This window comes from Methylobacterium sp. 174MFSha1.1 (assembly GCF_900116815.1).
Classification (GTDB): domain Bacteria; phylum Pseudomonadota; class Alphaproteobacteria; order Rhizobiales; family Beijerinckiaceae; genus Methylobacterium.
Genome location: NZ_FPCB01000009.1, coordinates 84722 through 107479 on the forward strand (window position 1 = coordinate 84722; position 22758 = coordinate 107479).

Annotated in this window: 21 protein-coding genes; 11 read left to right on the plus strand and 10 right to left on the minus strand. The window is 70.0% G+C overall.

Annotation, left to right across the window (positions count from 1 at the left end; all coding sequences use genetic code 11):
• Positions 1-61 precede the first annotated feature (61 nt).
• The gene (locus tag BM430_RS08095) at positions 62-1048 is read right to left on the minus strand and encodes a DMT family transporter (RefSeq protein WP_093566739.1); all 987 of its coding nucleotides are present in this window, start codon (positions 1046-1048) and stop codon (positions 62-64) included.
• Positions 1049-1313: 265 nt separating this feature from the next.
• On the opposite strand from BM430_RS08095, the gene BM430_RS08100 reads away from it, so the two are divergent.
• Positions 1314-2186 (plus strand): UDP-2,3-diacylglucosamine diphosphatase, encoded by an 873-nt coding sequence (locus BM430_RS08100; protein ID WP_093566740.1) that lies wholly within the window; start codon positions 1314-1316, stop codon positions 2184-2186.
• Complete coding sequence (locus BM430_RS08105; RefSeq protein ID WP_093566741.1) at positions 2183-3283, plus strand: glycosyltransferase family 4 protein; 1101 nt, start codon at positions 2183-2185, stop codon at positions 3281-3283. The genes BM430_RS08100 and BM430_RS08105 overlap by 4 nt, the downstream gene beginning before the upstream one ends.
• Before the next feature lie 79 nt (positions 3284-3362).
• Here the strand turns inward: BM430_RS08105 and BM430_RS08110 are convergent, their stop codons facing one another.
• Positions 3363-4568: an MFS transporter gene (locus BM430_RS08110; protein ID WP_093566742.1), complete on the minus strand. Its 1206-nt coding sequence runs from the start codon at positions 4566-4568 to the stop codon at positions 3363-3365.
• A gap of 103 nt (positions 4569-4671) precedes the next feature.
• Positions 4672-5115, minus strand: a complete 444-nt coding sequence (locus BM430_RS08115; protein WP_093566743.1) for a DUF488 domain-containing protein — start codon at positions 5113-5115, stop codon at positions 4672-4674.
• 202 nt (positions 5116-5317) lie between these two features.
• Here BM430_RS08115 and BM430_RS08120 point away from each other — a divergent pair, with 202 nt between their 5' ends.
• On the plus strand, positions 5318-6178 hold the full coding sequence (locus tag BM430_RS08120) for a glycoside hydrolase family 25 protein (protein ID WP_093566744.1): 861 nt from the start codon (positions 5318-5320) through the stop codon (positions 6176-6178).
• A gap of 310 nt (positions 6179-6488) precedes the next feature.
• On the opposite strand, the gene BM430_RS08125 is transcribed toward BM430_RS08120, so the two are convergent.
• A complete protein-coding gene (locus BM430_RS08125) occupies positions 6489-7499 on the minus strand; it encodes a 1-aminocyclopropane-1-carboxylate deaminase (RefSeq protein WP_093566889.1) in 1011 nt (336 codons plus the stop codon).
• A gap of 166 nt (positions 7500-7665) precedes the next feature.
• Between BM430_RS08125 and BM430_RS08130 the strand changes: the two genes are divergently transcribed.
• Positions 7666-8130 (plus strand): Lrp/AsnC family transcriptional regulator, encoded by a 465-nt coding sequence (locus tag BM430_RS08130; RefSeq protein ID WP_093566745.1) that lies wholly within the window; start codon positions 7666-7668, stop codon positions 8128-8130.
• 34 nt (positions 8131-8164) lie between these two features.
• Here BM430_RS08130 and BM430_RS08135 read toward each other — a convergent pair whose 3' ends face one another.
• Positions 8165-8752, minus strand: coding sequence for a TetR/AcrR family transcriptional regulator (locus tag BM430_RS08135; protein WP_093566746.1), 588 nt, complete (start codon positions 8750-8752; stop codon positions 8165-8167).
• A 166-nt stretch (positions 8753-8918) separates the two neighbouring features.
• Between BM430_RS08135 and BM430_RS08140 the strand changes: the two genes are divergently transcribed.
• The 7 genes from BM430_RS08140 (at position 8919) to trmFO (ending at position 18162) form a co-directional block, all read left to right on the plus strand.
• Positions 8919-9224 carry a YciI family protein gene (locus BM430_RS08140; RefSeq protein WP_093566747.1) on the plus strand — a complete coding sequence of 102 codons (306 nt, stop codon included), beginning with the start codon at positions 8919-8921 and terminating at the stop codon, positions 9222-9224.
• Positions 9224-9901: a DNA-3-methyladenine glycosylase I gene (locus BM430_RS08145; RefSeq protein ID WP_093566748.1), complete on the plus strand. Its 678-nt coding sequence runs from the start codon at positions 9224-9226 to the stop codon at positions 9899-9901. The genes BM430_RS08140 and BM430_RS08145 overlap by 1 nt, the downstream gene beginning before the upstream one ends.
• 202 nt (positions 9902-10103) lie before the next feature.
• Positions 10104-13097, plus strand: coding sequence for an excinuclease ABC subunit UvrA (gene uvrA / locus BM430_RS08150; RefSeq protein WP_093566749.1), 2994 nt, complete (start codon positions 10104-10106; stop codon positions 13095-13097).
• Positions 13098-13466: 369 nt separating this feature from the next.
• Positions 13467-14465, plus strand: coding sequence for a transporter family protein (locus BM430_RS08155; RefSeq protein ID WP_093566750.1), 999 nt, complete (start codon positions 13467-13469; stop codon positions 14463-14465).
• A 182-nt stretch (positions 14466-14647) separates the two neighbouring features.
• Positions 14648-15619: a S1C family serine protease gene (locus tag BM430_RS08160; protein WP_093566751.1), complete on the plus strand. Its 972-nt coding sequence runs from the start codon at positions 14648-14650 to the stop codon at positions 15617-15619.
• A 741-nt stretch (positions 15620-16360) separates the two neighbouring features.
• The gene (locus BM430_RS08165) at positions 16361-16510 is read left to right on the plus strand and encodes a DUF1127 domain-containing protein (RefSeq protein WP_082173034.1); all 150 of its coding nucleotides are present in this window, start codon (positions 16361-16363) and stop codon (positions 16508-16510) included.
• 224 nt (positions 16511-16734) lie between these two features.
• On the plus strand, positions 16735-18162 hold the full coding sequence (trmFO, locus tag BM430_RS08170) for a methylenetetrahydrofolate--tRNA-(uracil(54)-C(5))-methyltransferase (FADH(2)-oxidizing) TrmFO (RefSeq protein WP_093566752.1): 1428 nt from the start codon (positions 16735-16737) through the stop codon (positions 18160-18162).
• Positions 18163-18385: 223 nt separating this feature from the next.
• On the opposite strand, the gene BM430_RS08175 is transcribed toward trmFO, so the two are convergent.
• From BM430_RS08175 to yajC, 5 genes are all read right to left on the minus strand, one after another.
• Positions 18386-19252 carry a phytoene/squalene synthase family protein gene (locus BM430_RS08175; RefSeq protein WP_093566753.1) on the minus strand — a complete coding sequence of 289 codons (867 nt, stop codon included), beginning with the start codon at positions 19250-19252 and terminating at the stop codon, positions 18386-18388.
• A gap of 10 nt (positions 19253-19262) precedes the next feature.
• Entirely contained in the window at positions 19263-19652 is a 390-nt protein-coding gene (locus BM430_RS08180) for an Mth938-like domain-containing protein (RefSeq protein WP_093566754.1), read from the minus strand.
• Positions 19652-20599 carry a protein translocase subunit SecF gene (secF, locus tag BM430_RS08185; protein WP_093566755.1) on the minus strand — a complete coding sequence of 316 codons (948 nt, stop codon included), beginning with the start codon at positions 20597-20599 and terminating at the stop codon, positions 19652-19654. Before secF ends, BM430_RS08180 begins: the two co-directional genes overlap by 1 nt.
• An 84-nt stretch (positions 20600-20683) precedes the next feature.
• On the minus strand, positions 20684-22291 hold the full coding sequence (gene secD / locus BM430_RS08190) for a protein translocase subunit SecD (protein WP_093566756.1): 1608 nt from the start codon (positions 22289-22291) through the stop codon (positions 20684-20686).
• 88 nt (positions 22292-22379) lie between these two features.
• Entirely contained in the window at positions 22380-22709 is a 330-nt protein-coding gene (yajC, locus tag BM430_RS08195) for a preprotein translocase subunit YajC (protein WP_093566757.1), read from the minus strand.
• Positions 22710-22758: the final 49 nt, after the last annotated feature.

Sequence of the window (22758 nt, forward strand, 5' to 3'; positions counted from 1 at the left end):
GGCCGATCGTGCGATCCCCCGGAGTAAGGGTGGGCACGCGCGGGCGTCAACGGCCCCGTGATCAGCTCGCCCGCGCCCCGCCGGCCGCCGCCTCGCGGGCCCGCTCCACCACCAGGCGACGCTCGCGCCAGACCACGAACACGCCGGCCGCCGCCACGATGGCACCGCCGACCGCGATCGAGGCGGTGGGGAGCTGGCCGAACACGAACCAGCCGATCAGCACCGACCACAGCATCGTGGTGTACTCGAACGGCGCGACCAGCGAGGCGTCGCCGTGGCGGTAGCTCTCGGTGAGCAGGATCTGGCCGATGCCGCCGAGCACGCCGACGACCAGGAACAGCGCCAGGTCCGACCAGCCGGGCATCCGCCAGCCCAGCGCCAGGGTCGAGAGGCCCAAGAGCGAGGTGAACAGGAAGAAGTAGAGCACGATGGCGCCGGTGCGCTCGGTGCCGGTGAGCTTGCGCACCTGGATCGTCGCCGCCGCCGAGCAGCCCGCCGCCAGGATGGCGAACAGCGCGCCCGTCGACCCGCCCCCGCCGGCCCCGCCGAATTCGAGGTGGGGGGCGAGCGTGATCAGCACGCCGAGGAAGCCGACCGAGACGCCGGCCCAGCGATAGGCCTGGACCCGCTCGCGCAGCACGATCGCCGCCAGCACCACGACGAGGAGCGGCGAGGCGTAGCCGATCGCCACCGCGTCGGAGAGCGGCAGGAAGGACAGGCCGGCAAAGCCCGCGAACATGCCGGCGGCGCCGATGATGCTGCGGAGCACGTGGCCCTTGAGGTTCTGCGTCGCCACCGCCTGCCGCACGCCGCCGCCCTGCCAGCGCAGCCACAGCAGCAGCGGCGCGATGGCGATGAAGGAGCGGAAGAACACGATCTCGCCGGTCGGGAACCGGTCGGCCAGCGTCTTCACGCCGGCGGACATCAGCGTGAAGGCCAGCGCCGAGAGCACCTTGAGCCCGATGCCGAGATAGGGGCGGGCGGCCGCTCGTCCCGACGCGCCAGATCCGGTGACCGACCGGCCGGGGACGACGAGGGGGGCTGCCATGGGCGGGGCGCTTTTCTTGTGGCGTGGGAGGGGCCGCGGCCGCGGAAGCGCGGCGGGGCCGTTTGTCAGAACCACGAATCGCCACGGCCGAGGTAGAGGCGGGTGCGGGCGGCTGACCTGCGCGATCCGCATGATGGGATTTAAGGCTCCGCAAACGAATTCGAGTCCTGGTCCCCGGCCAAGGTTCCGCCTGCGGCAACCGCGTCATCAAAGTGATACGCGAATAGGGTTTGGCTGGCGCGAGACGCCGCCAAGGAGATTGCACGTGGCCGAGGACGCCGACGCGCTGCGCGTGCGAACCCTGTTCCTCTCGGATATCCACCTGGGGACCAAGGGCTGCCAGGCCGAGCTGCTGCTCGACTTCATGCGCGAAGTGGATGCCGACGAGATCTACCTGGTCGGCGACATCGTCGACGGCTGGAAGCTGCGCTCGGGCTGGTACTGGCCGCAATCGCACAACGACGTGGTGCAGAAGCTCCTGCGGAAGGTGCGAAAAGGGTCGCGCCTCGTCTACGTGCCGGGCAACCACGACGAGTTCCTGCGCGATTTCCTCGACATGCATTTCGGCGGCATCGAGATCCAGGACCAGGTGCTGCACGAGGCGGCGGACGGCAAGCGCTACCTCGTCATACACGGCGACCAGTTCGACCTCGTGGTGCGCCACGCCCGCTGGCTGGCCTATCTCGGCGACGGCGCCTACTCGGCGGCGCTGTTCGTCAACACCCACCTCAACTGGGTGCGCCGGCGCCTCGGCCTGACCTACTGGTCGCTGTCGGCCTGGGCCAAGCTGAAGGTGAAGAACGCCGTCAACTTCATCGGCCGGTTCGAGGAATTTTTGATCGCGGAGGCGCGCCGGGCCGAGGCGGACGGGGTGATCTGCGGCCACATCCACCACGCGGCGAGCCGCATGGTCGGCGACATGCACTACCTCAACACCGGCGACTGGGTCGAATCCTGCACGGCCGTCGTCGAGCATTACGACGGCACGATGGAGGTGATCCGCTTCGCCGAGTGGAAGCGCGCCCATGCCGATTCCCCCACGCCGCTGACCTCCCGCAGCCGGCCGGCCGAGGAGCTGGCGCCCGCCGCCCGCACCCCCCTGCCCCCGACCGCCCAGAGCACCCGGGCCGTCGCGTGAGGCTCCTCGTCGCGACCGATGCCTGGCATCCCCAGGTCAACGGCGTCGTCCGCTCCCTCGAGCACATGGTCGCCGCGGGGCGCCGGCGCGGCCACGACCCGGTGATGCTGACGCCGCTGGACTTCGCCAGCGTGCCGCTGCCGGGCTACGCCGAGATCCGGCTCTCGCTCGTCACCGCCCGCGGCGTCGCTTCCCGCTTTCCCGCCCTGGCGCCGACCCACGTCCACATCGCCACCGAGGGGCCGATCGGGCTCGCCACCCGCCGGGTCTGCCTGGCGCAGGGGCGGCCCTTCACCACGAGCTACCACACCCGCTTCCCCGAATACCTCGCCGCCCGCCTGCCGGTGCCGGAACGCTGGAGCTACGCCTGGCTGCGCCGCTTCCACGGCGCCGCGAGCGGCACGATGGTGAGCACGCCCTCGCTGGAGCGCGACCTCTCGGCACGCGGCTTCACCCGGCTGATGCGCTGGAGCCGCGGCGTCGACACCGCCCTCTTCCGCCCCCGCGACGGCGAGGCCCCGCCGGACGCGCTCGCCGGCCTGCCGCGGCCGTTCTTCCTGTTCGTCGGGCGGCTGGCGGTGGAGAAGAACGTCGAGGCGTTCCTGCGCCTCGACCTGCCCGGCACCAAGATCGTCGTCGGCGACGGGCCGGACCGTGCGCGGCTCGCCGGGCTCGATCCCGGCGCCCGCTTCCTCGGCACCCTCACCGGCGAGGCCCTGGCCCGGGTCTATTCGGCCTCCGACGTCTTCGTCTTCCCGAGCCTCACCGATACCTTCGGCATCGTGCTGCTGGAGGCGCTGGCGAGCGGTCTGGCCGTCGCGGCCTATCCGGTAACCGGGCCGCTCGACGTGGTCGGGGGCACCGATGTCGGGATCCTCGACCACGACCTCGGGGCCGCGTGCCGCGCCGCGCTCGCGATCCCGCGGGGGGCCTGTCGGGCGGAGGCCCTGCGCTACACCTGGGAGGCGAGCGCCGACCAGTTCTACGGCAACATCGAGGCGGCCCACGCGGACGGGATGCCGGCGCGGCGCGGGCGGCTCGGCTTGGTCCGGGCCCTGCCGGGCGAGGCGCCGGTGCCGCGGGTGGGCGAGGGGTAGCGACAGCCGGCAGCGACGTCGCTGCGTGGATGGCGAGTCGCTGCCCAGCCTGCTCGCATCACAGCCATGTTCGCCCGATTCAGTCGACCTTGAGCGCGAGGCTCTGCCGTGGCTCGGGCGCCATGCGATGGTGCAGCATCCGCAGCCCGAACAGGAGGCCGAACGCGACGACCGAGATCGTCAGGGCCAGCCACAGGGCGGCCTGGGGACCCGCCCTCGTCACGAGGGCGGCGAACACGGGCGGCGCGGCCGCGAAGGAGAGGTTCAGCGGCACTGCCAGACGCGCCGAGGCGCGGGCATAGGCGCCGGCCGGAAAGATCTGCAGCGGGAGCGTGGCACGGGTGACGGCGCCGATGCCGCTGGCGGCGCCGTAGAGGGTGGCGAACAGCATGGCCCCGGCGAAGCTGCGGGTGAGCAGCAGCACAACGAAGCTCAACGGAAACAACGCGTAGGCAGCGAGGCCGAGGGCGAAGCCCGACCAGTGCCGGCTGCCGAGGACGTCGACCATGCGCCCCGCCCATTGGGCGATTCCGATGAAGGACGCCGCCGCCAGCGCGCCGGCATGGTCGAGACCCGCCGCCTCGAACAGGATGATGAAGGTCAGGGCGAAGCCCCAGGTGAAGAAGCCGTTCGCCGCGAAGCTCAGGGCGAGCAGGGTGAAGCGCACCCGATCGAGGCCGGCGGGCGCGGCGGCTTCCGGGCCGGATCGCGTCCCGGGCCTCCGCGCGAGCGTCGTCCAGTGCAGCGGCACGCAGACGAGCAGCATCGTGACGCCGTAGGACAGGATCGTCGCGCGCCAGCCCCACTGGGCCTGCAGGAGCCCCGAGAGCGGCCAGACGATCGTCGAGGTCAGCCCGCCGGCGAGGACCAGCAGGCCGAGCGCCCGCCGCGCCGCGCCGCCGGCGATCTCGGTCACGGCGATCTGCGCCGGGGTGGTCAGCATTCCGGCGCCCGCCAGCCCGACGACGACCCACGCCACGAAGTAGAGCGCCGGGCCGTCGGCCGAAGCCAGGATCAGCAGGCCCGCCGCGCCCAGGGCCGATCCGGCGATCATGACCGGGCGCGCACCGACACGCTCGAAGACGTCGCTCAGCGGCCAGGTCACGGCGGCCATGACGACGAGCATGACCGTCGGCCCGGCCATGACGAGGGGAAGCGCCATGCCGAGTTCGCCGGCCATGGCCGGCCCGGTGACCGCGGGCAGCCAGAACGTGGCGCCCCACCCGATGATCTGCGTCAGGGCGAGGGCAGCGACGGCACGGGCCGTCGGCGAGGGGATGAGCATCTTCGGGCGATGGCCGGGCAGCGGACGGACGGCATGATGCGGCGTGGCGGTTCGCGGGTCCAGGTCGAATCGAGAAACGGGCCGAGGGGGCTGCCGCGGCGCCTCACGCGAACAGATCGACGACGTCGAACCCCCTCGCCGCCAGCCGCTCGCTCAGGACCCGCCGGTGGCACCGCTCGGGGTCGCGCTCGAAGCAGAGCAGGCAGGTCGGCCCGGCCGCCGCCAGGGCCGCCAGCTCGTCGAGGGCGGCCTCGCCCGAGGCCGTGTCCAGCACCTCGTCGCAGTAGATCCGCCGCATCAGCGCCGCGTCATGGGCGCGCGCCGCCTCGCGGCCGGCCTTCGGCGTGCCGAGGCTGCGCAGATGCGCGTAACCGATGCTCGCCTCCATCAACCCCGCGGCCAGCGCGCTCTTCGAGAAGCCCCGCTTGCGCGAGGCCGCCACCGCCCGCACATCGGCGAGCGTCGCCACGCCGGCACCGCGCAGGGCGGCGGTGAAGCGCTCCGTATCGGCGCCTTCGTACCCGATGGTAAACAGAACCTTGGCCATTCTTCGCCCCGGCAAACATCAAGTTCGGCCGGGGCTTATGCCCGATGGACGAGGCGTGGACGAGCCGTGCGCCGGCCTTACGTGGCTTTTGCGTCACGCGTTTCGGAATTCCGTTCAGATCCCGTCAAGCTTCCATTAACCCGCCCCACCGCATCGAATAGCCATAGTGTTCCGCGTGAAGTCAGGCCGCGCCCCGATGCCGATGGAGTCGACGATCCCCCCCGCCCCGTGGTCCTCCGTGCTGTCGCGCAGCGTCCGGTGGGGCAAGCGCGCCGTCGCGGCGGCGAGCCTCGCCGCGCTGGCGGCCTGCGCCGGCGGCGGCGCCGATTTCTACCCGACCAAGGGCGACGTGAAGCCCCATCCGGGGGTCGCCAAGGCGAAGAACCACCCGATCCAGGGCATCGACGTCTCGAAGTGGCAGGGGCCGATCGACTGGACCTCGGTCAAGGGCGCCGGCACCCAGTTCGCCTACATCAAGGCGACCGAGGGCGGCGACCACGTCGACGACCGCTTCCGCGAGAACTGGGACGGCGCCGGCCGGGCCGGCGTGCCGCGCGGCGCCTACCACTTCGTGTTCTGGTGCCGCTCGGCCAAGGACCAGATGGACTGGTTCAAGCGCAACGTCCCCAACGACCCGACCGCCCTGCCCCCGGTCCTCGACGTCGAGTGGAACGGCCACTCGCAGCTCTGCCCGAAGAAGCTGCCGAAGGCCCAGGCCCTCGCGATGACCGAATACATGCTCCGCGAGATGGAGGCCTATACCGGCAAGCGGCCGATTATCTACACCGACATCACGTTCCACAAGGACGTGCTGGAGGGCGAGCTGCCGGATTACCCGCACTGGGTCCGCTCCACCGCTGCCGAGCCGGAGCAGCGCTACGTCAACCGCGACTGGATGCTGTGGCAGTTCACCTCGACCGGCCGGGTGCCGGGCGTGCGCGGCGACGTCGACCGCAACGCCTTCTACGGCACCAAGGCCGAATGGGCCTCGTTCCTGGCGACCGATTGCGACCCGCGCCATCATCGCCGGCTCTCGGATGCAGGGCTCTGCACGGACAAGTGACGGCCACGCGGTAGCGAAGACGAAGAAGCCCGGTCCGCGACGAGCGGCCGGGCTTCTTGTTGTTTCATCACTGGTTTCCCGCAAGCGGACCGGCCGCCCTCAGTGTCATCCCGGGGCTCGCTGCAAGCGAGAACCCGGGATCCATAACCGCTGACGACGGAGAACGAGGCGGATCGCGTTCCGCCTCATCTTGAAGCGTCGGCGTTTATGGATCCCGGGTTCCGCTGCGCGGCCCCGGGATGACTTGGAGGGTGGCAGGTCCAGGGGCGGTTCGACAACGAGAAGTTTCCCGAACAGCCCCTCCCCCCGCTCAGCCGTTGCGGAAGGTGTAGCTGTAGCCGTTGAGCGCCGGCGCGCCGCCGAGATGGGCGTAGAGCACCTTCGAACCCTTGGGGAAGAACCCCTTCTGGACGAGGTCGATCATGCCCTGCATCGACTTGCCCTCGTAGACCGGGTCGGTGATCATCGCCTCGAGCCGGGCCGAGAGGCGGATCGCCTCGACCGTCTCCTTCGAGGGCACGCCGTAGACCGGGTAGGCGTACTCCTCCTTGATCACCACGTCGTCCTCGGTGATCTCGCCGGCACCGACGAGGGCGGAGGTGTTGCGGGCGATCTCGAGCACCTGCGCCCGGGTCTGGGCCGGCGTGCAGGAGGCGTCGATGCCGATCACGTTGCGGGCGCGGCCGTCGGGCTTGAAGCCGACCACCATGCCCGCATGGGTCGAGCCGGTGACGGTGCAGACCACGATATAGTCGAAGTGGAGGCCCATCTCGGCCTCCTGGCGGCGGACCTCCTCGGCGAAGCCGACATAGCCGAGCCCGCCGAACTTGTGCACCGAGGCGCCGGCCGGGATCGCGTAGGGCTTGCCGCCCTTGGCCTTCACGTCCTCGATCGCCTGCTTCCAGCTGTCGCGGATGCCGATGTCGAAGCCGTCGTCGACGAGCTGCGATTCGGCGCCCATGATGCGCGTCAGCATGATGTTGCCGACCCGGTCGTAGACCGCGTCCTCGTGCGGCACCCAGGCTTCCTGGATCACCCGGCACTTCATGCCGATCTTGGCCGCCACCGCCGCCACCATGCGGGTGTGGTTCGACTGCACGCCGCCGATCGACACCAGGGTGTCGGCGCCCGAGGCGATCGCGTCCGGCACGATGTATTCGAGCTTGCGCAGCTTGTTGCCGCCGTACGCTAACCCTGAGTTGCAGTCCTCGCGCTTGGCGTAGATCTGCACGTCGCCGCCGAGATGGGCGGTCAGGCGCGGCAGGTGCTCGATCGGGGTCGGGCCGAAGGTCAGGGGGTAGCGCTCGAACTGCGACAGCATCGATTGGGTCATCGCCGGGGTCCTGTCTGGAAGCCGTGACCGTTGTAGCAGGCCCCTGGCGGAAGGTGCTCTCGAAGTTGAACGAATTTTGGTGCGGACGGGCCTCTGAACCGGATCGTTATGCTACTGCCTTCCGTGAAACGGCCATTCGGCGGAAGGATCTTTCATGCCCGGCGGACTCGACCGCATCGATCTGAAAATTCTCCGTCTGCTGCAGGAGGATGGCCGCATCGGCAACGCCGAGCTCGCCAAGCGCGTCAACACCAGCCCGGCGACCTGCCACCGCCGCACCCAGCGCCTGTTCGACGAAGGGTATCTTCGCGGCGTGCGCGCCGTGGTGGCCCCCGAGCGGGTGGGGCGCGGCTCGCTGGTCCTCGTCGGCGTGGTGCTCGACCGTTCGACGCCCGAGGCCTTCTCGGCTTTCGAGGCCGCGGCCCTCGCCATGCCGACGCTCCTCGACTGCCACCTCGTCGCCGGCGACTTCGACTACTTCCTCAAGATCCGGGTCTCGGACATGACCGACTTCAACCGGATGCACAGCGAGATCCTGATCGCCCTGCCCGGGGTGCGCCAGACCCGGACCTTCTTCGTCATGAAGGAGGTGATCGACAACGCGCCCTTGAGCTTGTGAGGGAGCACGGCGCGGCACGGGCCGCGCAGCACGCCTATCGCGCCCGCTGCTGCGCCACGAGCGCCTCCGCCGCCTGGACGAGCGCGTGCCCGACGCCGTCCGGCCCGCCGCCATGGGTCTGGCTGATCGCGTAGGCCCCTTCCACGAGCAGGAGCAGGCCGTCGGCGAGCTGGCCGGGATCCCTCGCCCGCAGCGCCCCGGCGAGGTGCCGGAACCGCTCCCGCAACGCCGTCTTCGTGTCCCGCGCGATCTGCCGGCCGGGATGGTCCGGATCGGCGAACTCGGCGCAGAAGTTGATGAAGGGGCAGCCCCGGTATCCCTCCTGCGTCGTCCGCTCGACCAGGGAGGCCATGATCGCGCGGAGCCTCTCGTCCGGGTCGTCGTATCGGTCGAACGTCTCGTCCCAGCGTTCGAGAAACCGCCGCGACCGCTCCTCAAGGTAGGCGAGGACGAGGTCGTCCTTCGACGGGAAGCTGCGGTAGAGGCTGATCTTGGTGACCCCGGCCTCCTTGACGATGGCCTCGACGCCGACCGACCGGATTCCGTCGCGGTAGAACCGCTCGGCCGCGACCGCGAAGATCCTGTCGCGCGCCCGTGGCGGCCCCTTCGGCGCTTGATCCATCGTGGTTCCTCGATTGACATGTGACCGACCGGTTCGTACCACATTCGAGTCCGGATCTGCCATAGCGGCAGGTCCCTCCGATTCAAGTCACGGTGTCGCGCGTCGCCGCACCGGCGCGGCATCCGTTCTCGGACCAAAAACATCCTCTCCGCGTGGGAATCACGAGATGAAGCATTTCATCGTCGAGGCGACGTATCTCGTTCCGTTCGAGGCGGTTGCTCCTTTGATACCAAGCCACCGGGACTTCTTGAAGGATGGGTACGATCGTGGGCTTTTCCTATGCTCGGGGCCGAAGGAACCGCCGGTCGGTGGGTTCCTGGTGGCACGGGCCGAGAGCCGCGAAGACCTCGAAACGCTGTTCGAGGCCGAGCCGTTTCGCCGGGCCGGCGTCGCCCGCTTCACCTTCACGGAGTTCCGGCCGGTGATGCGGCAGGAATGGTGCGAGCCCTGGTTCACGGGCGAGCCGGCGTGATGCGGCCCTTCTCCGTGATCCTGGCCGAGGCGGCGTCGCGCAAGGGCGGCCTCGCGGCCCTGGAGGCGAAGCTCGGCGAGACGCCGGTCCTCCCGCGCGACCGGATCGCCGCTTTGCCCGATCACCGCATCCTGGCCGCGATGACGCGGCGCATCTTCAGCGCCGGCTTCTCCGCGCCGGTGATCGCCGCGAAATGGCCGGCCTTCGAGAGCGCCTTCCGGGACTTCGATCCGCAGGCCTGCGCGGCGCTGACCGACGAGGACATCGACGCCCTGGCCGCCGACCGGGGGATCGTCCGCAACCGCGCCAAGATCGATGCGGTGCGCGTCAACGCGGCCCTGCTGGTGGCACTCGCGCGCGAGCACGGCTCGGCCGCCCGATTCCTGGCTGACTGGCCCGAGGAGGACCTCGTCGGCCTGCTGCGGCTGTTGCAGGAGCGCGGCCGTCATCTCGGTGGCGATTCGGGCATGCGCGTCCTGCGGGCGATCGGCAAGCCGGCCTTCGTCACCACGAGGGACGTCGTCGCAGCGCTGATCCGGGAAGGCGTCGTCGCACGTGCGCCGAGTTCCGCCCGCGATCTGGCGCTGGTCCAGCGCGCCTTCAATCGGTGGTCCGCCGAATCGGGGCGCAATCTCACGGAGATCAGCCGTATCCTGGCGCTGAGCGTTCCGTCCTGAGCTAGCATTGACGGCGGAGCCGGCGCCGCGGTTGCTCCTGTACGCAGTTTGTTCTAGTCGTGAGGGCAGACTTGGCTCGGGCGCCCCCGCGCCCCATCTGGTCACCATCACGGTCGATGGGCTCTCCGAACGTCACGGGCTCCCGGCCGATCCCGGTCCCATCAAGCCTGGCCGTGTCGACCCCGGCCCGGAGCCCCTCTGCATGGCCTCTCTCGACAAGCTCTTCGACCGTTCCGCGGAGGGCCGCGTGATCGCGGTGCGGGGCGCCCGCGAGCACAACCTGAAGAACGTCGACCTGACGATCCCCCGCGACAAGCTCGTGGTGTTCACCGGGCTGTCCGGCTCAGGGAAATCGTCGCTCGCCTTCGACACCATCTACGCCGAGGGGCAGCGCCGCTACGTCGAATCGCTCTCGGCCTATGCGCGCCAGTTCCTCGAGATGATGGCGAAGCCCGACGTCGACCAGATCGACGGGCTGTCGCCGGCGATCTCGATCGAGCAGAAGACGACCTCGAAGAACCCGCGCTCGACGGTCGGCACCGTCACGGAGATCTACGACTACATGCGCCTCCTGTGGGCGCGGGTCGGCATCCCGTATTCGCCCGCGACCGGCCTGCCGATCGAGAGCCAGACCGTCAGCCAGATGGTCGACCGGGTGCTGGCGCTGCCCGAGAAGACCCGGCTCTACCTGCTGGCCCCCGTCGTGCGCGGCCGCAAGGGCGAGTACCGCAAGGAGATCGCCGAGTTCCAGAAGAAGGGCTTTCAGCGCCTGCGCATCGACGGCGAGTACTACGCCATCGACGACGTGCCGAAGCTCGACAAGAAGCTGAAGCACGACATCGACGTCGTGGTCGACCGAATCGTGGTGCGGGCGGACATGGCCTCGCGGCTGGCCGACTCGTTCGAGACCGCTTTGGACCTCGCCGACGGCATCGCGGTGGTGGCCTTCGCGGACACGCCCGAGGAAGGCGCCGTCCCGGATCCCATCACCTTCTCGTCGCGCTTCGCCTGCCCGGTCTCCGGTTTCACGATTCCCGAGATCGAACCGAGATTGTTCTCGTTCAACAATCCCTTCGGCGCCTGCCCGACCTGCGGCGGCATCGGCCACGAGATGCGGATCGACCCGACGCTGGTCATCGCCGACGAGGCCTTGAGCCTGTCGCGCGGCGCCGTCGCGCCCTGGGCGAAGTCGACCTCGCCCTATTACGGCCAGACCCTCGACGCGCTCGCGCGTCACTACCGCTTCCGCACCGACACGCCGTGGGGCAAGCTCACCGAGGCCGCCCGCCAGGTGGTGCTCTACGGCTCGGACGGCGACGAGATCCGCTTCGCCTACAATGACGGCTTGCGCGCCTACGAGGTCTCGAAGCCCTTCGAGGGCGTGATCCCGAACCTGGAGCGGCGCTACAAGGAGACCGACAGCGACGCGGCGCGCGAGGACATCGGCCGGTTCATGGGCGAGACGCCATGCTCGGCCTGCAAGGGCAAGCGGCTGAAGCCCGAGGCCCTGGCGGTGAAGATCGCGGGCTTCGACATCGGCGATTCCACGGTGCTCTCGGTGCGCGATGCCCATCGCTGGTTCGGCGAACTGCCCGGGCACCTGAGCCAGAAGCACAACGAGATCGCCGCCCGCATCCTGAAGGAGATCCGCGACCGGCTGACCTTCCTGGTCGATGTCGGCCTCGAATACCTCACGCTCGCCCGCGGCTCGGGGTCGCTGTCGGGCGGGGAGAGCCAGCGCATCCGGCTGGCCTCGCAGATCGGCTCGGGGCTGACCGGCGTCCTCTACGTTCTCGACGAGCCCTCGATCGGCCTGCACCAGCGCGACAACGAGCGGCTGCTCGGCACGCTCAAGCGCCTGCGCGACCTCGGCAATTCGGTGATCGTGGTCGAGCACGACGAGGATGCGATCCTGCAGGCCGACTACGTCGTCGATGTCGGTCCCGGCGCCGGCATCCATGGCGGGCAGATCGTGGCGAAGGGAACGCCGGCCGAGCTGCTGGCGGACGAGAACTCGCTCACCGCCCAGTACCTCACCGGCAAGCTCTCGGTGCGGGTGCCGAAGATGCGCCGGAAGGCCAAGCGCAACCCGGCCGCCAAGGTCGAGGCGCCCGAGTCCCAGATGTTGCGCCTCGTCGGCGCGCGGGGCAACAACCTGAAAGACGTGACCGCCGAGATCCCGCTCGGCACCTTCACCTGCATCACCGGGGTCTCCGGCGGCGGCAAGTCGACCCTCGTCGTCGACACGCTCTACAAGGCGGTGGCGCGCAAGCTCAACGGGGCGCTGGAGCACCCCGCCCCCCACGACCGGATCGAGGGGCTGGAGCACCTCGACAAGGTCATCGACATCGACCAGTCGCCGATCGGCCGCACCCCGCGCTCGAACCCCGCCACCTATATCGGCGCCTTCACGCCGATCCGCGACTGGTTCGCCGGCCTGCCAGAAGCCAAGGCGCGCGGCTACCAGCCCGGCCGGTTCTCGTTCAACGTCAAGGGCGGGCGCTGCGAGGCCTGCTCGGGCGACGGCGTGATCAAGATCGAGATGCACTTCCTGCCCGACGTCTACGTCACCTGCGACGTCTGCAAGGGCAAGCGTTACGACCGCGAAACCCTGGAGGTGAAGTACCGCGAGCGCTCGATCGCCGACGTGCTCGACATGACGGTGGAGGAGGCGGCCGAGCTGTTCAAGGCGGTGCCGGCGATCCGCGAGAAGCTCGAGACCCTGGCCCGGGTCGGCCTCGGCTACGTCCGCGTCGGCCAGCAGGCCACGACCCTTTCGGGCGGCGAGGCGCAAAGGGTGAAGCTGTCGAAGGAACTGTCGAAGCGCGCCACCGGCCGCACCCTCTACATCCTCGACGAGCCGACCACCGGCCTGCACTTCCACGACGTCGCCAAGCTGATGGAGGTGCTGCACGAGCTCGTCGACCAGGGCAACAGCGTGGTGGTGATCGAGCACAACCTCGAGGTCATCAAGACCGCCGACTGGGTGATCGACATGGGCCCCGAGGGCGGCGACGGCGGCGGCATCATCGTGGCACAGGGAACGCCGGAGGACATCGCGGCCTCGGAGGCGAGCCATACCGGCCGCTTCCTGCGCGAGGTCCTGGCCCGGCGCCCGGCCGGCGCGAAGCCGGCCCCGGCCGCCAAGGCGCCCCGGACTCGCAAGCCGGCGGCCCGCAAGCAGGCGGCGGAGTAGCGTTTCGCGCGAAAATCCCCGCGAAGCATGACCGCACGGGCGGAAAATCCGCCCGTGCACTGCAGCAACCGGACGATTTTCCGTGATCGCGGACGCGGTTGTACCAAAGTACAAAATCGACGGCGGATGACGAGAATGCGTCATTTGCGCAACGCGCAGCGATCATCCGCTTCAATCCTGAGCAAAAGACTCGCCTTCCGGGCACGGCCGTCAGAACATTGCTTCGTTCAGACTGTGCCGGGCGGTTGCATCCGGACATCGAAGGCCGTGTTCCCGACCGTGCGACGCGCGGACGAGGCCGGCCGGCCGATGGACGTGCTTCGGCCGCCTCGAGAACAACCCGAAGAATTGCTTGGGAAGGAAAAGCTCATGGTCAAACATTGGCTGGCCGCGGGGGCGGCCGCCTTGTCGCTGACTGCGACGACGGCGTCCGCGCAGACCACGACGGTGCCAGGCGAGCAGGTCGGCCTCGCGATCGGTGCGCCGCTGCCCGAGGGCGTCTACGCGATCGACACCTTCACCTATCGCAGCCCCGACGGCCCGAACGCGACCTCGACCGACTCCGCGGTCAACGTCCCGGTCCTGGTCTGGTCGACGCCCTGGAAGGTTCTGGGCGCCCGCTTCGAGGCGGTGATCGCCCCGCCGACCGTCTTCACCTTCTCCCGAACTGCGGGCGGGCGCGACACCAGCATCACTGTCGGCACCTTCCTCGGCGGCATCTTCGCCTGGGATCTCGGCAACAATGTCGGCGTCAGCTACCTGGCCGGCGTCTACCTGAACGAGCTGAATGCCGGCCGCGGCGGCGGCCTGCCGATTCTGGCCTCCAACACCTACCGCCAGGGCTTCGGCATCAGCTATACCGGCGACGGCTGGAACGTCACCGCCAACCTCACCTACAATTTCTACGACGTGCCGGGCCGCTTCGGCGGCCGCAACGGCATCCCGGGCTTCTACGGCAGCCAGTTCCCGAGCGACGCCCTCAACCTCGACCTGACGGCGACCAAGAAGTTCGGCAAGTTCGAGATCGGCGCCATCGGCTACGGCACCACCAACCTGCCGAACCGCGGGCCCCTGCCCCTCGGCGCGCCCTGCGCCGGCAACTTCGCCACCTGCGGCACGGTCTCGCCCGGCGGCGGCGGCCGCTTCGCCCTCGGCGGCCTCGTCGGCTACGATTTCGGCAAGTTCACCGTCCAGGCCTGGGTCGCCCGCGACGTCGCCACCTCGGCCCGCCAGATCTCGCCGGTCACCGGCCTGGCGACCAACCGCGAGGCCTACTCGACCGAGGGCTGGTTCCGCGTCATCGCCCCGCTCTACACCGTCGCGGCGGCGCCCGCGCCGGAACCGGTGCCCCTGGTGCGCAAATACTGACGCCGCCGCATCCGCCGGCCCTCCCCTCCCGCCCGGCTCCGCGAGCCGGGCGTTCTCGCGTGCGGGCGATGCCTGTCGGGCGCGGCTCGCGCGACCTATAACGGGAGCGAGCGGGCGGGGCCGCGACGACCCCGCCGACGAGACGTGACACGGGGCGACCGACGCCCCGGCAGGAGACCACCATGGCAGCGCCCGGCGACTGGAAGATCCCCTCCGCGGTGCAGCCCCGCCCGGCCGCCTATTCCTACGACCTCGACCAGACCCTCACCGCCATCGTCGCCCTGTCCTCGCGGGTGCCGGACGGCGCCTACACCGCCGAGATCCTCGGCACCGAGCGGGCCGGCAACGGCGTCCTGATCGGCGAGGACGGGCTGGTGCTCACCATCGGCTACCTCATCACCGAGGCCGAGAGCGTCTGGCTCACCGCCCATGACGGGCGCACCGCGCCGGGCCACGTCGTCGGCTACGACGCCGCCACCGGCTTCGGCCTGGTCCAGGCGCTCGGCCGCCTCGACCTGCCGCATCTGCCGCTCGGCAGTGCCGACGGCTTGCGCGTCGGCGACCGGCTGGTGATGGCCGGGGCCGGCGGCCGCTCGCGGGCCGTCGCCGCCGAGGTGGTCGCGCGGCAGGAATTCGCCGGCTATTGGGAATACCTGCTCGACGACGCGATCTTCACCGCGCCCTCGCACCCGCATTGGGGCGGCGCGGCCCTGATCGGCCCGGCGGGCGAGCTCACCGGCATCGGCTCGCTTCAACTTCAGCAGGGCGGCCGCGACAGCCGCCCCATCAACATGGCGGTGCCGATCGACCTCCTGAAGCCGATCCTCCACGACCTGACGACGCTCGGCCGGGTCTCCGGCCCGCCCCGCCCCTGGCTCGGCCTCTACGCCACCGAGATGGACGACCAGGTCGTGGTGATGGGCCTCTCGCCCCGCGCGCCTGCCGAGACCGCCGACCTGCGCGCCGGCGACATCCTGATGGCGGTGGGCCAGACCGAGGTGAGCGACCTCGCGAGCTTCCTGCGCGCCGTCTGGGCGCTCGGCCCCGCGGGCGTCGCCGTGCCGCTCACCGTGCACCGCGACGGGCGGACCCTGAGCATTGCCGTCGCCTCGGCCGACCGGTCGACCTTCCTGGTGGCCCCGCGGCTGCATTGAGGCGGGGGGCTGCGTCTCTGACGGGCGTCCTACCGGGTTGGCGTGCGTCAGGTTTGTCTCGAGGAAGGACGAAACGCGGTTTCTCCTCTCCTTGCTCCCACGCAAGTCTGGCCGAGGAATTCCCCTTTCAGGATCAAGCGCGGGATCCCCTCTCCCGAGTGGGAGAGGGGTAGGGGTGAGGGTGGCGCGCTTCAGTATAGATCTGAACCGTCACGCTGCCAGCACGACCGTCAGAGCCTTACACTGAAGCGTGTCACCCTCACCCCCGGCCCCTCTCCCACACGGGAGAGGGGAGACGCGCCCCTTCTTTTCTCCGAATAGCCCTTCGCTTGCGGGGGAGGAGACGCCAGCGCCTTATCGGGCGCCATTCAAGCCTCGCGAGCCAGTTCAGCACGCGCCCCTCGCGGCACTGCACACCGAATCGCCAACGTCTGCCGCGTCCCCGCGCCGGTCCCCCAAGAAGGCTCCGCCGACCCGTCCGGCACCCCCGCCCTTCGCGTGTGCAGCATAGTGCCTAAACGCCCGAAATCCCTGCGATTCATGCGTCAGAGTGCTGCCAAATCCGCGGGCACCGGGGTTGGTTGACGATTCCCTGCGCGCTGCATGTGAATCGCGCATGGCTGGCTTACGCGGCCCCGTCTCCCACCACCGCAGCCATTTCCCATATGGTGCGTTGCAACAGAAGCAGGCAGGCGGTGCCGAAACGGTTCGCACCGGCTGCCCGCACAGAGGTCAAATCCGATGTTCGTCTCCCTCATCCTCAGCAAGATCCGCTCGTACCTCCGCTACCGTGAGACCGTGCACGAGCTGTCGCGCTTGTCCGACCGCGAGCTCGACGATCTCGGCATCAGCCGCTTCGAGATCCAGGGCATCGCCCGCTCGGTCGCGTAAGCGTCCGCACGCACAGCCAGTATCGAGTACTCCAAGTTCTGCGTAACCGAGTTCTGCGTACCTCAGTCGATTGAAGGCCCTCGGGCCCAACCATCGTCTTGCGCGCCCGCCCTTCCCGGCGGGCGTTCGCTTGTCCGGGCCCTCGCATACGGGCCCTCGTATCCGGGTCCCTGCCTCGATTTGTCGGTGTTGCATCGACGGTGCTGGATCCGATATGCCGCGTCATGTCCGGATCAGACCCCATTCACGTCGTCGGCGGCGGCCTCGCCGGCTCCGAGGCCGCCTGGCAGATTGCCGAGGCCGGCCTGCCCGTGGTGCTGCACGAGATGCGGCCCGTGCGCGGCACCGAGGCGCACCAGACCGATGGCCTCGCCGAGCTCGTCTGCTCGAACTCGTTCCGCTCCGACGACGCCGAGCAGAACGCCGTCGGGCTGCTGCACCAGGAGATGCGCCGCCTCGGCTCGCTGATCATGGCTTGCGGCGACACCAACCAGGTGCCGGCCGGCGGCGCGCTGGCCGTCGACCGCGAGGGCTTCAGCCGGGCGGTCACGGCCGCGATCGAAGGCCACCCGAACATCACCATCGCCCGCGAGGAGATCGACGGCCTGCCGCCCGCCTCCTGGGACAGCGTGATCGTGGCGACCGGCCCGCTCACCGCGCCGGGCCTCGCCGAGGGCATCCGCGGCCTCACCGGCGCCGAGTCGCTCGCCTTCTTCGACGCCATCGCGCCGATCGTGCACCGCGACTCGATCGACATGGGCAAGGCCTGGTTCCAGTCCCGCTACGACAAGGTCGGCCCGGGCGGCACCGGGGCCGACTACATCAACTGCCCCCTCGACCGCGAGCAATACGCCGCCTTCATCACGGCGCTCGTCGAGGGCGACAAGACCTCGTTCAAGGAGTGGGAGGCCTCGACCCCCTATTTCGATGGCTGCCTGCCGATCGAGGTGATGGCCGAGCGCGGTCCCGAGACCCTGCGCCACGGGCCGATGAAGCCCTTCGGCCTGACGAACCCGCACAACCCGACCGTCAAGGCCTACGCCATCGTCCAGCTGCGCCAGGACAACGCTCTGGCGACGCTCTACAACATGGTGGGCTTCCAGACGAAGCTGCGCCACGCCGAGCAGGTGCGGATCTTCCGCACCATTCCGGGCCTGGAGAACGCCGAGTTCGCCCGCCTCGGCGGCCTGCACCGCAACACCTACCTCGACAGCCCGCGCCTCCTCGACGCCACCCTGCGCCTGAAGGCCGCGCCGCGCCTGCGCTTCGCCGGCCAGATCACCGGCTGCGAGGGCTACGTCGAGAGCGCCGCGATCGGCCTGATGGCCGGCCGCTTCGCCGCCGCCGAGCGCCAGGGCCGGTCGCTGGAGCCCTTGCCGGCGACGACTGCGCTGGGCGCCCTCATCGGCCACATCACCGGCGGGCACGTCTCGGCCGAGGACGAGGGCGCGCCGCGCTCGTTCCAGCCGATGAACGTCAATTTCGGCCTCTTCCCGCCCCTCGACCGGGCGCCGAAGTCACCGGACGGCAAACGCTTCCGCGGGACGGAGAAGGCGCAGGCCAAGAAGCGGGCGATGACCGACCGGGCGCGCATCGCGCTGGGCGAATGGCTCGGCGAGGAGCCGGCACCGCTGCCGGCGGCGGCGGAGTAGTCCGCGGACGGTCCGCCGAAGGGGAGCGGACGGCTCTCACGCCCTCCGTGTCATCCCGGGGCTCGACGCAGTCGAGAATCCGGGATCCATAACCGCCGAGGATGCCGGATCAGGCGGATCGCATTCCGCCTCATCCTGAAATGTCAGCGGTTATGGATCCCGGGTTCCGCTGCGCGGCCCCCGGATGACGCAGAGGGTTGCAAGCAAGCGCGAGGCTTGAAGCTTACTTGACCGACCGCGCCGCCCGCCACAGCCGCCAGATCCGGCGCCAGTTCGGCACGTCGATCGCGCTGGCCAGCGGGTCGTAGCCCGGCCGCTCCATCTGGGCGAGATAGCCTTCGACGAGGGCGACCGGCAGGAAGGCCGGGGCGGCGACGGTCGCGATCGTCGCGCGCTCGGCCGCGTAGGCGGCGAGGTGGCGGCGCACCAGCGCCCGCATGTCGGCGCAGGCGCCGAGCAGTCCGGGCCCGCCCCGTCCCGCGACGATGTCCTCGCGGGTGACGCCGTGGGCCTTGAGCACGTCGGCCGGCAGGTAGACCTGGCCGCGCCTGGCGTGCCAGGGCAGCGCCCGCAACAGGCCCGTCACCGCGTAGGCGACGCCGGCATGGCCCGCCGCCGCGGCGCCGCCGGGCTCGGAGCCGTTCGCCAGGATCAGGCTGCCGAGGCGGATCAGGCAGGAGGCGGTCTCGCCGCAATAGCCCTCGAGGTCGCCGGTCGAGGGCATCGGGTCGTCGTAGAGGTCGAACACCCGGGCGTCGATCAGGTCGACCAGGGGCTGGCGCGGCAGCCGCGCCTTGACGAGCGTGTCGTCGAGGGCGGCGGCGACCGGGTGGGCGCGCACGTCGCCCCGCGCCTCGCCCTGGAGCGCGTCGCGCCACCATTGCAGGCGCAGTTCCCCCGGCATCGGACTCGACACCGCCTCGCGCACCCGCGCCACCTCCAGGCTGAAGGCGGCCAGCGCGTGGAGGTGCGGGCGCTTGTCGACCGGGGCGTAGAGGCTGGCGTACCAGCGGTCCGGGTCGCCCTCGCGCACCAGGGCCTCGCAATGGGCGTAGGCCCAGGCCGGATCCCGCGTCTCGGGCTGGCTCATCGAATCGGGCTCACGGCACCGCGATCAGGGCGGCCGCGACCTTGCGGTTCTCGGCCATCAGGATGTTGTAGGTCCGCGCCGCCGCGCCGGTCTGCATCACGTCGAGGCCGATGCCCGCCTCCTTGAGGAAGCGGCGCAGGGAATCGGGCACGAACACGATGTCGGCCCCGGTGCCCAGCAGCAGGAGGTCGATGCCCCCGGCCTCCTCCACGAGAGGCGCGAGACTCGCGGGCGTGATGCCCGCAGGCTCGGTCACCTCCCAGGCGCGCACACCAGAGGGCAGCGCCAGGATCGAGCCGCGATGCGACATCTCGGCGAAGCGAAAGCCGCCGCCCCCGTAGGCGTCGATCGGGTAACGGCCCGGGACGAAGCCGTCGTGCTGGCGCTCGGCCCCCGCCACTACTCGGCCGCCTGCTTGAGGCTGGAGGTGTCGCGCGGCTGCGTCCGGGTGCCGCCGGCCTGCAAGCCGATATAGATCAGGAACGGGGTCGAGACGAAGATCGCCGAGTAGGTGCAGATCACCACGCCGGCGAGCATCACCACCGAGAAGCCCTTGATCGCCTCGCCGCCGAACAGCACCAGCGCCAGCAGCGACAGGGCCGTCGACATCGCGGTCATCACCGTGCGCGACATGGTCGAGTTGATCGACAGATTGAGCAGTTCCTCGGTCGGCATGGTCTTGTAGCGCCGCATCAGCTCGCGGGTGCGGTCGAACACCACCACCGTCTCGTTCAGCGAGTAGCCGACAATGGTCAGGATCGCGGCGATCGAGGTCATGTTGAACTCGATGCGGGTGATGACGAACAGCCCGACCGTGATGACGATGTCGTGCAGGGTGCCGACGATGGCCCCGAGCGCCAGCTCGCGCTCGAACCGGAACCACAGGTAGAGCAGCACCGCCACGACCGAGAGCACGACGCCGATCGTGCCCGACTGGACCAACTCGCCCGAGACGCGGGGACCGACGGTCTCGACGCGGTCGAAGGCGTAGTCCTTGTCGAAGGCGGCGTGCGCCTTCTGCATCACCAAGGTCTGGCCGGTCTCGCCGCCGGCCTGGAGCGGGAAGCGGACCGAGATCGAGCCCTGGCCGAGCTCCTGCACCTCGGTCTCGCCGAAGCCGAAATCGTTGGCGGTGTGGCGCACGGTGCCGACATCCGAGGTCACGCCGGGCTTCGGCCGCAGCTCGACCAGGGTGCCGCCCTTGAAGTCGATGCCGAAATTGAGCCCGACCTGTAGGAACAGCACCACCGTGGCGACCGAGATGAACGCCGAGAGCGGGAAGCTGAAGCGCCGCAGGCGCATGAAGTCGAAGTGGGATTCGTCGGGCCAGAGGCGGAGGAGGCGCATCGTCGGTCTCGGAACGGGGTGTCGGCGCGCCCGGGAGCGCAGCGCGGAGGCGGGCGGCTCTTGACGCCGCCCGTGGGAAAAAAATCAGATCGGCAGGGTCTTGGGCCGCAGGCGCTGGTACCACAGGGCGATCATCATCCGGGTCAGCGTCACGGCGGTGATGACCGTGGTCATGATGCCGAGGATGAACACCACCGCGAAGCCGCGGACCGGGCCGGAGCCCATGAAGAACAGGATCACCGCGGCGATCGCCATGGTGGAGTTGGAATCCACGATGGTGGCGAAGGCGCGGTCGAAGCCCGCCTGCAGCGCCGAGGGGATCGAGCGGCCGGCCCGCACCTCCTCCCGCACGCGCTCGTAGATCAGCACGTTGGAATCGACCGCGGTGCCGATGGTGAGTACGATGCCGGCGATGCCCGGCAGCGTCATGGTGGCTTCCAGCACCGACATCAGGCCGAGGATCAGGCCGACATGGACGAGGAGCGCGATGTTGGCGAAGAGGCCGAACACCCCGTAGGCGGCGAACATCAGCACGACGACGAGGATCGTCGCCACGATGGTGGCGTGCTTGCCGGCCTCGATCGAGTCGCGGCCGAGGCCCGGGCCGACGGTGCGGCGCTCGATCACGGTCAGCTTGGCCGGCAGGGCGCCGGCGCGCAGCAGCACCGACAGGTCGTTGGCCTGCTGCACCGTGAACCGGCCGGAGATCTGGCCCTGTCCGCCGGTGATCGGCTGCAGGATGCGGGGCGCCGACACGACCTCGTTATCGAGGACGATCGCCATCGCGCGGCCGACATTCTCGCTCGTCGCTTGGCCGAATTTCTGGGCGCCGCGCAGGTTGAACTTGAAGTTGACGATCGGCTCGTTCGACTTCTGGTCGAAGCCCGGCTGGGCGTCGGTCAGGTCGGCGCCGTCGGCCATCACCCGGCGCTCCACCGGCACGCGCTGGCCGTTGGAATCCTTGGAGGGCAGCATGTCGACGTCCCCAGCCGGGCTGTCGGCGAGCATGCGGAACTCGAGCTTCGCCGTCTTGCCGAGCTGCTCCTCGAGGCGGGCCGGGTCCTGGAGGCCCGGCACCTGGACCAGGATGCGGTCGGCGCCCTGCTGCTGGATCGACGGCTCGGTGGTACCGCCGAGATCGACGCGGCGGCGCACCACCTCGATCGCCTGGGCGACCGCCCGGCGGATCCGGGCGTTGAAGCCCGGATCGGTGTAGGCGAGCTGGATCAGGCCGTTCTGCTCCTCGCGCACGTCGAGGGTGCGGGCGCCGGTCTGGCCGAGGGTCGCGTCGGTGACGGGCTGCGACAGGGCCTGCAGCTTCGGCATCGCCTTGGCGCGGTTCGCCGCGTCGCTGATGCGCAGCTGCACGCCGCGCGGCTGCAGCTGGATGCCGCCGTCGGCCTGCACGCCGGCCTCGCGCAGGGCCTGGCGCACGTCGTCGCGCAACCCTTGCGCCATCGTGCGGCCGAGGTCGTTGCGGTCGACCTCGAGCACGATCTGCGAGCCGCCCTGGAGGTCGAGGCCGAGCACGATGGCGCGGGTCGGCACGATCCAGGTCGGGAACCAGGACGGCAGCGAGGCGATGAAGCCCTTGCGCTGATCGGCCGAGAAGAAGCTCGGCACGGCGAGCATCAGGCCGATCAGGATCACGGCGAGCGTCGCGACGGCCTTCGTGGTGGAGATACGGAGCATCCGCGGCGTTCCAACCGGTCCTTGGGATCTTGCGTCGGAGTGGGCGGCCCGGCGGCGATGGCCCGGGCCGCCCTCGTATGGGCTGGGATCAGGCGGCCTTGACCGGCTCGCCCTTCGCGCGGACCTCGGCGATCATGGTGCGGACCACCTTGACCTGCACGTTCGGGGCGATCTCGATCTCGATCTCCGGGGCCTCGGTCACCTTGGTGACCCGGCCGAGGATGCCGCCGGTGGTCACCACCGTGTCGCCGCGGCGCACGTTCTTGACCATGTCCTGGTGCTCCTTGGCGCGGCGCTGCTGCGGGCGCAGGATCAGGAAGTACATGATCACGAAGATCAGGATGAAGGGGACGACCTGCACGAGGATGTCCGTGCCGCCGGTCGCCCCGGCTCCCTGCGCGAAGGCGGGCGTGATCACTCTCGAGGTCTCCCGAAACAAGACGACATCAGGCCGCGCGGGTCCCCGC

Coding starts and splice junctions, on each gene's coding strand:
- BM430_RS08095 (WP_093566739.1), bottom strand. CDS start 1,048: ATGGCAGCCCCCCTCGTCGTCCCCGGCCGGTCGGTCACCGGATCTGGC.
- BM430_RS08110 (WP_093566742.1), bottom strand. CDS start 4,568: ATGCTCATCCCCTCGCCGACGGCCCGTGCCGTCGCTGCCCTCGCCCTG.
- BM430_RS08115 (WP_093566743.1), bottom strand. CDS start 5,115: ATGGCCAAGGTTCTGTTTACCATCGGGTACGAAGGCGCCGATACGGAG.
- BM430_RS08120 (WP_093566744.1), top strand. CDS start 5,318: ATGGAGTCGACGATCCCCCCCGCCCCGTGGTCCTCCGTGCTGTCGCGC.
- BM430_RS08125 (WP_093566889.1), bottom strand. CDS start 7,499: ATGCTGTCGCAGTTCGAGCGCTACCCCCTGACCTTCGGCCCGACCCCG.
- BM430_RS08130 (WP_093566745.1), top strand. CDS start 7,666: ATGCCCGGCGGACTCGACCGCATCGATCTGAAAATTCTCCGTCTGCTG.
- BM430_RS08135 (WP_093566746.1), bottom strand. CDS start 8,752: ATGGATCAAGCGCCGAAGGGGCCGCCACGGGCGCGCGACAGGATCTTC.
- BM430_RS08140 (WP_093566747.1), top strand. CDS start 8,919: ATGAAGCATTTCATCGTCGAGGCGACGTATCTCGTTCCGTTCGAGGCG.
- BM430_RS08145 (WP_093566748.1), top strand. CDS start 9,224: ATGCGGCCCTTCTCCGTGATCCTGGCCGAGGCGGCGTCGCGCAAGGGC.
- uvrA (WP_093566749.1), top strand. CDS start 10,104: ATGGCCTCTCTCGACAAGCTCTTCGACCGTTCCGCGGAGGGCCGCGTG.
- BM430_RS08155 (WP_093566750.1), top strand. CDS start 13,467: ATGGTCAAACATTGGCTGGCCGCGGGGGCGGCCGCCTTGTCGCTGACT.
- BM430_RS08160 (WP_093566751.1), top strand. CDS start 14,648: ATGGCAGCGCCCGGCGACTGGAAGATCCCCTCCGCGGTGCAGCCCCGC.
- BM430_RS08165 (WP_082173034.1), top strand. CDS start 16,361: ATGTTCGTCTCCCTCATCCTCAGCAAGATCCGCTCGTACCTCCGCTAC.
- trmFO (WP_093566752.1), top strand. CDS start 16,735: ATGTCCGGATCAGACCCCATTCACGTCGTCGGCGGCGGCCTCGCCGGC.
- BM430_RS08175 (WP_093566753.1), bottom strand. CDS start 19,252: ATGAGCCAGCCCGAGACGCGGGATCCGGCCTGGGCCTACGCCCATTGC.
- secF (WP_093566755.1), bottom strand. CDS start 20,599: ATGCGCCTCCTCCGCCTCTGGCCCGACGAATCCCACTTCGACTTCATG.
- secD (WP_093566756.1), bottom strand. CDS start 22,291: ATGCTCCGTATCTCCACCACGAAGGCCGTCGCGACGCTCGCCGTGATC.